The 12,235-nt window shown below is 61.5% G+C and carries 12 protein-coding genes; 6 read left to right on the top strand and 6 right to left on the bottom strand.

Going from position 1 to position 12,235, the window contains the following annotated elements; genetic code table 11:
* Positions 1 to 39: 39 nt before the first annotated feature.
* Together ACL9RI_RS14690 and ACL9RI_RS14685 are read right to left on the bottom strand one after the other, a co-directional pair.
* The gene (locus ACL9RI_RS14690; RefSeq protein ID WP_422727267.1) at positions 40 to 1,542 is read right to left on the bottom strand and encodes a CoA-acylating methylmalonate-semialdehyde dehydrogenase; all 1,503 of its coding nucleotides are present in this window, start codon (positions 1,540 to 1,542) and stop codon (positions 40 to 42) included.
* Between the two features lie 9 nt (positions 1,543 to 1,551).
* On the bottom strand, positions 1,552 to 2,868 hold the full coding sequence (locus ACL9RI_RS14685; protein ID WP_422727266.1) for an aspartate aminotransferase family protein: 1,317 nt from the start codon (positions 2,866 to 2,868) through the stop codon (positions 1,552 to 1,554).
* A gap of 218 nt (positions 2,869 to 3,086) precedes the next feature.
* Between ACL9RI_RS14685 and ACL9RI_RS14680 the strand changes: the two genes are divergently transcribed.
* Entirely contained in the window at positions 3,087 to 4,526 is a 1,440-nt protein-coding gene (locus ACL9RI_RS14680) for a PLP-dependent aminotransferase family protein (protein ID WP_422727556.1), read from the top strand.
* A gap of 9 nt (positions 4,527 to 4,535) precedes the next feature.
* Positions 4,536 to 5,207, top strand: a complete 672-nt coding sequence (locus tag ACL9RI_RS14675; protein WP_422727265.1) for a TetR/AcrR family transcriptional regulator — start codon at positions 4,536 to 4,538, stop codon at positions 5,205 to 5,207.
* A 69-nt stretch (positions 5,208 to 5,276) separates the two neighbouring features.
* Here ACL9RI_RS14675 and ACL9RI_RS14670 read toward each other — a convergent pair whose 3' ends face one another.
* Positions 5,277 to 6,215: a choice-of-anchor A family protein gene (locus ACL9RI_RS14670; protein ID WP_422727264.1), complete on the bottom strand. Its 939-nt coding sequence runs from the start codon at positions 6,213 to 6,215 to the stop codon at positions 5,277 to 5,279.
* A 307-nt stretch (positions 6,216 to 6,522) separates the two neighbouring features.
* On the opposite strand from ACL9RI_RS14670, the gene ACL9RI_RS14665 reads away from it, so the two are divergent.
* The 4 genes from ACL9RI_RS14665 (at position 6,523) to ACL9RI_RS14650 (ending at position 9,184) form a co-directional block, all read left to right on the top strand.
* Entirely contained in the window at positions 6,523 to 7,005 is a 483-nt protein-coding gene (locus ACL9RI_RS14665) for a hypothetical protein (RefSeq protein ID WP_422727263.1), read from the top strand.
* A 145-nt stretch (positions 7,006 to 7,150) separates the two neighbouring features.
* Positions 7,151 to 7,426 (top strand): hypothetical protein, encoded by a 276-nt coding sequence (locus ACL9RI_RS14660; RefSeq protein ID WP_422727262.1) that lies wholly within the window; start codon positions 7,151 to 7,153, stop codon positions 7,424 to 7,426.
* A gap of 163 nt (positions 7,427 to 7,589) precedes the next feature.
* Positions 7,590 to 8,012, top strand: coding sequence for a VOC family protein (locus ACL9RI_RS14655; protein ID WP_422727261.1), 423 nt, complete (start codon positions 7,590 to 7,592; stop codon positions 8,010 to 8,012).
* The gene (locus tag ACL9RI_RS14650; protein ID WP_422727260.1) at positions 8,006 to 9,184 is read left to right on the top strand and encodes a dipeptidase; all 1,179 of its coding nucleotides are present in this window, start codon (positions 8,006 to 8,008) and stop codon (positions 9,182 to 9,184) included. The genes ACL9RI_RS14655 and ACL9RI_RS14650 overlap by 7 nt, the downstream gene beginning before the upstream one ends.
* A 12-nt stretch (positions 9,185 to 9,196) precedes the next feature.
* Here the strand turns inward: ACL9RI_RS14650 and ACL9RI_RS14645 are convergent, their stop codons facing one another.
* The 3 genes from ACL9RI_RS14645 to deoA are packed head-to-tail and all read right to left on the bottom strand — an operon-like array spanning position 9,197 to position 12,207.
* Positions 9,197 to 10,408, bottom strand: a complete 1,212-nt coding sequence (locus ACL9RI_RS14645) for a nucleoside deaminase (protein ID WP_422727259.1) — start codon at positions 10,406 to 10,408, stop codon at positions 9,197 to 9,199.
* A gap of 7 nt (positions 10,409 to 10,415) precedes the next feature.
* Positions 10,416 to 10,826, bottom strand: a complete 411-nt coding sequence (locus ACL9RI_RS14640; RefSeq protein WP_422727258.1) for a cytidine deaminase — start codon at positions 10,824 to 10,826, stop codon at positions 10,416 to 10,418.
* A gap of 58 nt (positions 10,827 to 10,884) precedes the next feature.
* Complete coding sequence (gene deoA, locus ACL9RI_RS14635) at positions 10,885 to 12,207, bottom strand: thymidine phosphorylase (protein ID WP_422727257.1); 1,323 nt, start codon at positions 12,205 to 12,207, stop codon at positions 10,885 to 10,887.
* Positions 12,208 to 12,235: the final 28 nt, after the last annotated feature.

The raw sequence follows: 12,235 nt of genomic DNA, 5'->3' as shown, positions 1-12,235 counted from the left end.
GATCATTCCTTTTCTTATGCCTGCAATGGACTGCCAGCCCTACTTCATCTGTGGAAAAGCAAATTCCACACCAGCGCTGGCCGTGTTGGGCCAGCGCTGCATCACGGCCTTGTGGCGCGTGTAGAAACGCACGCCTTCGGGGCCATACGCGTGGTGGTCGCCGAACAGGCTGCGCTTCCAGCCGCCGAAACTGTTGAAAGCCATGGGCACGGGCAAAGGCACGTTGACGCCCACCATGCCCACCTGGATCTGGCGCACGAATTCGCGCGCCACGCCGCCGTCGCGCGTGTAGATGGCCACGCCATTGCCATACTCGTTGGCGTTGATCAGGTCCACCGCATGCACCACGTCGGGCGCGCGCAGCACGCACAGCACGGGGCCGAAAATTTCTTCCTTGTAGATGCTCATGTCGGGCGTGACATGGTCGAACAAAGTGCCGCCCACGAAGAAGCCGTTTTCGCGGCCAGGCACCACATGGTTGCGGCCATCGACGACCAAAGTCGCGCCCTGTTCCACGCCTTCGCCTATCAGTTTCTCGATGCGCTGCTTGGCGGCGCTGGACACCACCGGTCCCATTTCCGCACCATCGGCCATGCCGTCGCGCACTTTGAGTGCGGCCGTGCGCTGTGCCAGTGCAGCGATCAATTTGTCGCCCGCGTCACCCACGGCCACCACCACGGAAATGGCCATGCAGCGCTCGCCGGCCGAGCCATAGGCGGCGCCGATCAGCGCATCGACGGTCATCTCCATGTCGGCGTCGGGCATCACCACCATATGGTTTTTTGCGCCGCCCAATGCCTGCACGCGCTTGCCGCTGGCACTGCCGCGCGCATAGATATACTCGGCAATCGGCGTGGAGCCGACAAAGCTGATCGCCTGCACCACGGGATGATCGAGCAGGGCGTCGACCGTCACCTTGTCGCCCTGCACCACGTTGAAGACGCCGTCGGGCAAGCCCGCCTCTTTCAGCAGTTTGGCATGCAGCAGCGAGGCCGATGGGTCGCGTTCGGACGGCTTCAATACAAAGGTATTACCGCAGGCGATAGCGACGGGGAACATCCACATCGGCACCATCACGGGGAAATTGAATGGCGTGATGCCAGCCACCACGCCGAGCGCCTGGCGCATCGACCAGGCGTCGATGCCGCGTGAAATCTGGTCCGTGAATTCGCCCTTTAGTAATTGCGGGATACCGACGGCAAATTCCACCATCTCGATGCCGCGCGCCACCTCGCCCTGTGCATCGGCAAAGGTCTTGCCATGTTCACGCGTGAGCATGGCGGCAAATTCATCGGTGTGCTGCTGGCACAGCTGCAGGTAGCGGAACAGCACCCGCGCCCGCGTCAAGGGCGGCGTGGCCGACCACGAAGGAAAGGCGGCGGCGGCCGCCTGCACGGCCGCATCGACTTCGCCGCTGGTGCCCAGTGCAACCCTGGCAATGGGCTCGCCCAGGGCGGGGTTATAGACGTCGCCATAACGGCCGCTGCTGGTATCGACCTTCGCGCCGTTGATAAAGTGAGTAATGGTGTCGAGATCAGTCATCGCTTTTCCTTAATCCAGGTTCTTCAACACCGTCGCCAGCTTGCCGAACAGTTCGTCGATATGTTTTTTCTCCAGCACCAGCGGCGGCGACAAGGCGATGATGTCACCCGTGGTGCGTATCAGCACGCCATCGGCAAACGCCTGCTTGAAGGCGTTAAAGGCACGCGCGCCAGGCTTGCCGGCGATGCCTTCCAGTTCGATGCCGGCGATCAGGCCGATGCTGCGCAGGTCGATCACGTGCGGCAGCCCTTTCAGGGAATGAACGGCGTCGCTCCAGTAGGCCTGCATGCTTTTCGCGTGGCCCAGGATGTCCTGTTCCTCGAACACTTCCAGTGTCGCCAGCGAGGCGGCGCACGCGAGCGGGTGGCCGGAATAGGTATAGCCGTGGAATAGCTCGATGCCGGCCGGGGCATCCATGAAGGCGTCGTGGATATACTGCTTGCTGAAGACGGCGCCCATCGGCACCATGCCATTGGTCAGGCCCTTGGCGGTGGTCATCATGTCAGGCTCGACGTCAAAATAGTCAGCCGCGAACGGCGTCGTCATGCGGCCGAAACCCGTGATGACTTCATCGAAGATGAGCAGGATGCCGTGCCTGGTGCACAGTTCGCGCAAGCGTTTCAGATAACCTTTCGGCGGGATCAGCACGCCGGTGGAGCCGGCCACTGGCTCGACGATCACGGCGGCAATGGTCGAGGCGTCGTGCAGGGCCACGATGCGTTCGAGTTCATCGGCCAGGTGGGTGCCGTATTCCGGCTCGCCCATCGTGTAGGCGTTCTTTTCCAGGTTATGCGTATGCGGCAGATGGTCGACGCCGGTCAGCAGCGGACCGAAGGTCTTGCGGTTGCCGGCGATGCCGCCCACGGAAATGCCGCCGAAACCCACGCCGTGATAACCGCGCTCGCGGCCGATCAAGCGCGTGCGCCCGCCCTCGCCGCGCGCCTTGTGGTAGGCCAGCGCGATCTTCAGGGCCGTATCCACCGCTTCGGAACCGGAGTTGGTATAGAACACGTGGCCGAATTTATGGCCCGTGTAGTCCATCAGTTTTTCCGCCAGGTCGAAGGCGGCAGGATGGCCCATCTGGAAGGTGGGCGCAAAGTCCAGCTGGCCCACCATTTCGCGGATGGCGCCGACAATCTTCGGCTGTGCATGGCCGCAAGGCACGCACCACAAGCCGGCCGTACCGTCCAGAATGGTGTTGCCATCGACATCCTTGTAGTACATGCCTTCGGCCGAGACCAGCAGGCGCGGATGGGCCTTGAAATCGCGGTTGTTCGTAAATGGCATCCAGAATGCCGACATTGATGCCGGCTTGCTCTCATTCATGACATGCTCCTAGAGGTGAGGCGCCACGCCGTCCATGTATTTTTGACGAAGCGTAAAATAATTTACCAGTTGGCAAAAAGCTGGTCTAATCATAGTCAGGCCACCTGCAATGGCACAGATACACAAACGGCAAAGTTACCCAACCGTACAGGTCAAGAAACCACTACAGTTTTTGTGCAAGGCAGCATAAGGAGCCACCGGTGAAGCACAGTGACAACATGGAAGAGCCATCCTGCAACGTGAGCGGCTGGCCCGTGCTCGATATCGGCCGCCACAGGAAAGGCGGGCTGGTCGAGCAGATCGTGATTGCCGTCAGCGTGATGGTAGGCAGCCGCGCCTTGCGCATCGGCACCAAAATGCCGTCCGTACGCCAGTTTGCCAAATGCAATGGCGTCTCCACCTTTACCGTCGTCGAATCGTATGACCGCCTGGTCAACCTGGGCCTGCTGTCGTCGCGGCGCGGTTCCGGCTACTTTGTGGCGCGCCATGATCTGGCCAGCTCGCCACAAACCGCCGTACAAAGCAGCCCGGCCGCCATCGACGCCCTTACGCCAGACCTGTATTCCGGCGTATCGGAAGCGCTGCCCGTGGGCACAGGCTGGCTGCCGCCGGAAATGTATGGCGAGGCGACCGTGCTCGACGCCGTGCGCCAGGCCATGCGCATACCCGCCAGCCGCCTGCGCGGTTATGGCCATCCGCTGGGTTTTCCTTCGCTGCGCCAGCACCTGGCCAGCACCCTGTCGGAAGAACTGTTCCAGGTGGAGGCGGACCAGATCCTGCTGACGCACGGCGCCACGCATGCATTCGATTTGATCTTGCGCAGCCTGACCAAGCCGGGCGATACGGTACTGGTGGAAGATCCTGGCTACAGCAACCTGCTGTCGCTGATACGCCACCACGGCTGCATCCCCGTTGGCATCAAGCGCGGCGAGGCGGGGCTCGATCTCGATGCGCTGGCGCTTGATGCGGCACGCAGCCAGCCCAAGCTGATGTTCGTCAACACGGTGCTGCAAAATCCGCTGGGCACCTCGCTGTCGCAGGCGCAGGCGCACCGCTTGCTGGCACTGGCCGAACAATTCGATTTCTGGCTGGTGGAAGACGATATCTACCGTGAACTGGCGGCGCGCGGCGACGCCTCGCTGGCCGCCATGGATGGCTTGCGCCGCGTGATCCGCGTGGGCAGCTTTTCCAAGACCCTGTCGCCGGTGCTGCGCGTGGGCTCGATCTGCGCCTCGCCTTCGCTATTGGCTGAACTGGTGCGCGTGAAGATGCTGACCGGCTTGACGACCTCGGAAATCAACGAGCGCGCCGCCTATCACGCCGTCTCTGCCCGGCCGTACAAGCGCATGGTCGAACGCTTGATCTCCCAGCTCGGCGACGCCCGCGAGCGCAGCATCGATAGCCTGGCGCAGGCAGGCATGGCGCCCGTGGCGCGGCCCCGTGGCGGCATGTTCGTCAGCGCCGGCTGGCCCGACATCCAGACGCCGGAATGGAATGGCAGGCTGGTGGCCGACATGGCATTAAAGGCAGGCATATTGCTGTCGCCGAATGAATTTTTCATGCTGCGTCCGCCCGAAACGGTGTGGTTCCGTTTCAACGTGGCTTACACCGACACGCCCGTGCTGCAGGCGTTCCTGCAATCGATCCGCCCCCGCTAGCGAGACACCATGGATAGCGAAAAACCTGTCATCACGCCAATCAAAAGCGCCAGCGGCCGGCGTCTGCAAAACCGCGACCGCCTGGAAGCGGACGTCCTGGAACAGGCCGTGCGCGTGTTTGCGGAAAGCGGCTACGAAGGCGCCTCGATCGCCACCATCGCCGAACGGGCGGGCATGTCGAAGCAGAACCTGATGTACTACTTCCCGACCAAGCAGCAGTTGTACCAGCGGGTGCTGGACGACGTACTCGACGACTGGCTGGCGCGCATGGACAAGCTTGCCAGTGCGGCCGATGGCGAGGGCAAGCATGCGCCGCAGGATATGCTGCGCGCCTACATCGCCGCCAAGCTGCGCTTTTCACGCGAACAGCCATGGGCCTCGCGCGTGTATGCACTGGAAGTGATCAATGGTGCACCCCTGTATGGCGCGCAGATACGCGAACGTGTCGTGCCCCTGCTGCGCAAGGATATCGCCATGTTTGAAGCGTGGAGCAAGGCGGGCAAGATCGCGCCCGTCAACGCCACGCACCTGATGTTCGCCATCTGGGCCATGACGCAATCGTATGCGGATTTTTCGGCGCAGATGACACTCGTGCTGGACCGCAAGGAACTCACACAGCAGGATTTTGATGACGCCGAAGCGCTGGTCGTGCAAATGGTGCTGGCGGCAGTGGCGATCTGACGAATCTGCAGCCCTTCAGGGTGAAAAAAAAACCGCCATGACGGCGGTTTCTTCAGCCAAGCCCGCGAATCAGGCGACCTTGTTTTGACGGCGGCGCGCCATGAAGCCGACCAGTCCCAGGCCTGCCAGCAGCATGGCGTAGGTTTCCGGTTCCGGCACGGCCGACACCAGGCCGGCCACATTGGTCGGCGTGAAGTAATGGTTGGAATTGACCTGGATATTCGAGTCCCAGTTACCTACCACGACATTGCCATTGATCTGGCCATTGCCGCCAGAAACGGTCGCCAGTGGCGCCAGGATGCTGCCATACAGGCCCACGCCGTTGAGCGTGATGTTTTGCGCTTCGTAGAAGTTGTACAGCACGTTGTACTGGCTGAAGTTGCCATAGCCGCCGCTCAAATTCACATTGCTGCCGCTGATGTTGAGGATCAGCGTGTCGTTCGCATTGAGGTTGCTGAAATTGAAGTAGTTCACAGAATTCAGGGCGGACGACGTCAGGTTGAACACTTGCACACCGCCCGTGCCACTACCGCCAGTCAGGGTCATGCCGCCGTACTGCACGTTGCTGGTGCCGGTGGCAGCGACTGTCGACAAGGAGGTCGAGGTGCTTTTCAGCTGGGCCGAGGTGGCAGCGAACGATACGGGCGACGTATCCGACCTGGTCGCATTATTGAAGCCCACGCTGCTGGTCGAGGTGCTGCCGCCCACGTAATAGCTGCCATTCTTGATCGAACCGGAGCTGTAGTTCAGGTTGCCGCCAACCACCAAGGAATAGCCGTTCGTGCCATATGCATCCTTGTTGTTCTGGTTGATCGAATAGCTCGATGCGGTCAGGTTGCCGCCGACCAGCACGGCGCCTTCCACGTCGCTGCTATTGGCGGTGAAATTATTCAGGGAATACAGGTTGGCGCCGCCGATGCCCAGATCGACGACTGCTGCCTGGGCAGCACCGGCAACAAACACGGTAGACAGCAAGAGTAACAGTGGTGCTTTGGACATCGTTGACATTTTGTTTCCAAATTGAAAATTAAGTTATACGGAGAATATCATAACTGCTGAGCTTGATATGTCTCAAAACTACCACTCTCATAATAAAAATTGAAACTATGTTGCATTATGAGAATCATTTTCACTTGCCCACCTTTAACTTATTTATAGACGGCAACAAACGGAACCATCGGTGGCGTAATATCATTCTCATCGGCAACTGATATAGTGTTTCGATCTCGGGCGAACTTGATGATACGATCGCGCCAGCGCCAGCAATGGCATCAGCCGCAACTCCCAAGCGGGTAATTTAAGGATAAAAAGTGCAATGAAACGATGGTCATTTGGCGCCTTGCTGCTGGCTTATGCCTGCGGCGCGCAAGCAGACGTCTTTAACGTCATAGAAAACAAGCCGCTCAGTGAAACCTGGCTCAATGCGGGGTTTTACTCGTATCACTTCCAGCGCGACAAGAACCTGAACGACAGCAATCCCGGCCTGGGCGCCGAATACCGTTTTTCCACCGTGGCCTCGGCGACCGCTGGCCGCTTCTACAATAGCGACCGCGCGTATTCGAACTACCTGGGCGTGTACTACCAGCCTATCCAGATGGGTCCGCTGCGCCTGGGCGCCGTGGTCGGCGGTTTCAACGGCTACCCGAAGATGCGCGATGGCGGCTGGTTCCCGGCCCTGATTCCCACCGTCAGCTATGAATACCAGCGCGTGGGCGTGAATATCGCCATCGTGCCGTCCTACAAGGACCGGCTGTATGGCGCGCTCAGTTTTCAGCTCAAGCTGAAGGTGTTTGAATAACAGTTTGTCGTGGCATACCGCCGTTGATGCCGCCAAATCCTCCATTCGTCGCAGACCCGGTGTGCCAGCGCGATGACCACGCTACAGTGCAGTCATCGCCAGGCCGCAAGCGCGGCAGGCACATCGACGATCACAGGAGAGCAGCATGAAAGACATCAACTCGGCACCTGGCAGCCATTCCTTCTCGGCCTTCTGGCAAGACCTGTGCCGCTATGCGCGCCAGGGGTTCGACGCCGTGAGCGCCATGCCCTGGCCCATGCTGCTGGCCTGCGCCATCGGCCTGGCCTTCATCATCACCCTCCTGCCGCTGGTGATCACCCTGTTCGCCATCTTCCTGCTGCTGAAATGGGCCAGCAACATGGGCGGTTCCGGCTGGGATAAAAAAACCGCCGCGGCGGAACAGCCGGGCAAGCACGAATAAGCAGGAAGACTGCTTGTGACGGGGCTGTGTGTGGCTTATAGTTTAAACACTTGAGCACGATCATGACAGGCATCAACTCCATCAGCATGGAGCGCGCAGATACTGAACGCTGCGCGGCGTGCATGATCGAAGTTACTCCCTTCCCTGTCACAGGAGTTCCCGCATGTCCAATACCGCAAAAGCTACCCGGGCAACCACCATTCCTTGCGTGCGCTATCACGACGCACCGGCGGCAATCGACTGGCTCTGCCAGGCCTTCGGGTTTGAAAAACAATTAGTCGTACCCGATAACAATGGCGGCATCGCCCATGCGCAACTGAGTTTTGGCAATGGCATGATCATGCTCGGTTCCGTGGTCGACAGCGAATATGGCCGGCTGATGAAACAGCCAAACGAAATCGACAAGGCGAACACGCAAGGCTGCTACCTGGTCGTCGAGGACGCCGATCAGGTCTACCGGCGCGCCCTCGACGCGGGCGCCGAAATCGTGCTCGACATCAAGGATGAAGACTACGGCGGACGCGGCTTTACCTGCCGCGATCCGGAAGGCCACGTCTGGAGCCTGGGAACCTACGATCCATGGTAAAACGCAAAACCATCTTCATCGGCGCCAGCGCCATCGGCCTGCTGCTGGTCGGCGGCGTCCTGGCTGCACCTATCCTGGTCGACCAGTCGCTCAACAAGGTGTATCCACCGTCGTCCCGGCCTGTCTCGCAACAGGCGCTGGCCCTGCATCAGCGCCTGTGGATCGCCGACCTGCATGCGGACAGCCTGCTGTGGCAGCGCAACCTGAACCAGGCCAACGGGCGCGGCCATATCGACTTCCCCCGCCTGACTCAGGGCAACGTGGCGCTGCAAGCGTTTTCGGCGGTGACCAAGACGCCGCGCCATATGAATATCGACCACAATGGCAGCGATAGCGACAACATCACGGCGCTGGTGATCGCACAGCGCCTGCCGCCCGCCACCTGGACCAGTTTGCTCGCGCGCGCCACTTACCAGGCGCAGGAACTGCATCAACTGGCCAGCCGCAGCAATGGCCAGGTCAGGGTGATCGGCAGCCGCGCCCAGCTACAACAATTTATCGCCGCGCGCGAAGCCACGCCGGACCTGGTGGCAGGTTGGCTGACACTGGAAGGCGCCCACGCGCTGGAAGGCAAGCTCGATAATCTCGATGTGCTGTACCGCGCCGGCTACCGCATGATCGCGCCCACGCATTTTTTCGACACGGAGATCGGCGGCTCGGCGCATGGCTTGCGCCAGGGCGGCTTGACGCCGCTGGGCAAGCAATGGCTGCGCGCCATGGAACAGCGCAAGATGATCGTCGACCTGGCGCATGCCTCGCCGGCCACCATCGACGACGTATTGAGCCTGGCCACGCGGCCCATGATCGTCTCGCACACGGGCGTGCGCGGCACTTGCGACAATGGCCGCAACCTGTCCGATGCGCAGCTGAAAAAGATCGCCGCCCAGGGCGGCCTGGTGGGCATCGGTTTCTGGAGCACCGCCGTCTGCGGCCAGGATGTGGCAGCCATCGCACGCGCCATCGGCTACACCGTCAAACTGATCGGCGTGGAACACGTGGCCTATGGCTCGGACTTCGACGGCGCCGTCACTACCGCCATCGATGCAGCCGGCTTGCCAGCCCTGACGCAGGCGCTGCTGGACGCGGGATTATCGGAGGTCCAGATACGCCGCATCGCCGGTGAAAATGTGCGCGACTTTTTACTGAAGAATTTACCCGATGACGATGCCTGAAACGCAAACTACCTATCCGATGGCAGCCACCAGCGCGCGGTCCGCTACCTGCGTGGGACGCACCTGGATGATGTTGCGGTAGAGCGGAGGCATGGCGCGGCACAGCGCCAGCAATTCCGTTTGCGGCATGCTGGGCCGCACATACTGGAATTGCGCCGGATTATTCTCCGGCAGCGCCCCTTCCATGGTCGAACCATACGCCCCCAGGGTCATGAAACTGGCGGCGCCCGCATCCGGGCCGATGGCCAGCACGAACGTGCCATGCTTGGGATGGCCCAGATAGCGCTTGATTGCATCTTGCAGCGGGGCGTCAGCGGCCGCCATCAATTCATAACGCAGCTGCGCGTACTGGCGCGTGCATTCCATGAACGGCGTGCGGATCACGGAACTGGCCAGCTGGCCCGGCATGCATAACAGCAGATTGCCGAAGGCGTCGAGCAAGGCGGCCGCATCGCCCTGGCCGCCGTCGCGTTTGTCCTGCTCCATGGCCGCCTGTAAAAACGGCGCCAGGCCCGCGTCGGGCGCGTGCGGCGCGCAGCGGTAAGTGAGCGCATCGGGATAACGGCGGCGCAAGGCGCGCACCACCACGTGCTCGGGCGGCAAGCTGGCCGGGTCCAGCAGGGCCGCATCATCGCCCGCATGCAGCAGGCGCATCACCTCGGCCGAGGTGGACTCGAACACCAGCGAGCACAAAGCCTGCGTCGCTTCATGGATGCTTTTGCCGATAAAAAAAGACCTGGGTGCGGCGCCCGAAGGCGGGCGCGCATATTCGGTGGCGCCACGCACGCTGGGATAGGCAAAGCGCTTGCCCGCCAGTTCCTGCAGCGGCTGTGGCAAGGCCGTGAAACTGGCCGCGCCATCGTAATTGATGCCGGCCTTGGCGTCGGGCGCCGCCACCACTACATTGAAGCCCGCTTCCAGGATGGCGCCCGTGCACATGCAGCACGGGTCCAGCGAGGTGACGATGGTCAGTTCGCACGGTGGCGGCAAGGGCGTGCCCTTGGCCCGTTCCGCAAAATACCAGTCGACCAGCTGGCGTTCGCCATGCGCGGTCGGATCGAATACCAGGCCCTGGCGCACGACATTGTTGTGCATCGATTGCAGCACATTGCCTGCGCCATCGAGCAAGACGCCGCCCACGCCGAACGTGCCCTGCGTCTTGGCGGCCATGGCTTCGGCTGCCGCGATGGCCACGGCGGCCTGGATATCGATCGTCTTGTTCAAGATGGTCCTAGCGCTGCATGTCCAGGTCGGAATTGCCGAAACCATGCGGCAGCAACCAGCCCGCCGTCACTTCCATGACGTCGTTTTTCACATTGGTCAGCACCACCGGCAAATCCTTGCCCCCCAGTTCGAAAATCACCTGGCGGCAGGCGCCGCACGGCGAGATCGGTTCGGCAGTATCGCCCGTGACAGCCAGCATGGCAAAGTCGCCCGGCTTGCAGCCATGCGCGACGGCGCTGAAAAATGCCGTGCGCTCGGCGCAGTTGCACAGGCCATACGCCGCGTTCTCCACATTACAGCCACGGAACACGCGGCCATCCTTGCACAACAACGCCGCACCAACTTTAAAGCGCGAATACGGCGCATACGCCAGTTCGCGGCCGGCGTTGGCTTCGGCGATCAGTTCTTGTTTGTTCATTTTTTTGTCTCGTCTAAATCGGGGGGGCAGACCCGGCGGGTCTGACCCCATGGCTACTTTACGGGCGTATCGTACGGTAAATCACCGGATTGGCCGTCAGCGCCACCGGGCTGATCTCATACGCCGCCTGGATTTCCTTCACCGCCTGCTCAGCTGCTTCCTGCGTACGCGCATGCACCATGGCCAGCGGCTGGCCGGCGGCCACTGGCTGGCCCAGTTCGACCAGTTCCGTCAGGCCGACGGCAAAGTCGATGGCGTCCGTCGGGCGGCGGCGGCCACCGCCCAGTGCGACGACGGCCAGGCCGATGCCGCGGCAATCGCGCACATTGGCAAAACCCGCGCTGAGCGCTGGCGCGGGCACCACGACCGGTGCTTTTTCCAGGTGCTTGTCCGGATTCTCGATCAGATCGGCCGGACCGCCCAGGGCGGTGACCATGCGCGCAAAGCGCTCGGCTGCTTCACCGGAAGCGAGCACCGCTTCGAGCTTGGCACACGCCTCTTCTTCCGTGGTGACCACGCCACCCAGCACCAGCATCTCGGCGCACAGCGCCAGCGTGACTTCGTGCAGGCGCGCGGGACGCGAACGGCCCGTCAAATAATCCATGGCGCCGCGCACTTCCAGCGCATTGCCTGCGTAAGGCGCCAGCGATTCGTTCATGTCCGTCAGGATGGCCGAGGTTTGCATGCCCGCGCCATTGCCGACGGTGACGATACTTTCGGCCAGTTCCACCGATTTGTCGTAGGTCGGCATGAAGGCGCCCGTCCCCACTTTCACATCCATCACCAGCGCATCCAGGCCGGCCGACAGTTTTTTCGACAGGATGGAGCCGGTGATCATGGCCACCGATTCCACCGTCGCCGTGACGTCGCGGATGCTGTAGAAACGCTTGTCGGAAGGCGCCAGCTGGGCCGTCTGGCCGATGATGGCCACGCCGACTTCCTTCACCACCTTGCGGAACAACTCATTGTCCGGCACCGTGCAATAGCCGGGAATCGCATCGAACTTGTCGAGCGTGCCGCCCGTGTGGCCCAGGCCACGGCCCGAGATCATCGGCACGTAGCCGCCGCAGGCGGCAATCATGGGGCCCAGCAGCAGGGAAACCACGTCGCCCACGCCGCCCGTCGAATGCTTGTCAACCACCGGGCCCGGCAGGTTCAGCGAGCGCCAGTCCAGCACCTCGCCGGAATCGCGCATGGCCAGCGTGAATGCGACGCGCTCGTCCATGTTCATGTCATTGAAAAAGACCGCCATGGCCAGCGCCGCGATCTGGCCTTCGCTGACGCTGCCGTCAGTAATGCCACGCACGAAAAACTGGATTTCCTCTGCGCTCAAGACGCCCTTGTCGCGTTTTTTGCGGATGATTTCTTGGGTTAAAAACATGGAATAACTCCAATAAAAATAGGTTTGG

This window comes from Janthinobacterium sp. Mn2066, assembly GCF_049319705.1.
Classification (GTDB): Bacteria; Pseudomonadota; Gammaproteobacteria; order Burkholderiales; family Burkholderiaceae_D; genus Janthinobacterium.
Note: the sequence above shows the minus strand (reverse complement) of the source record. Positions and strands in the feature narration are given on the sequence as shown.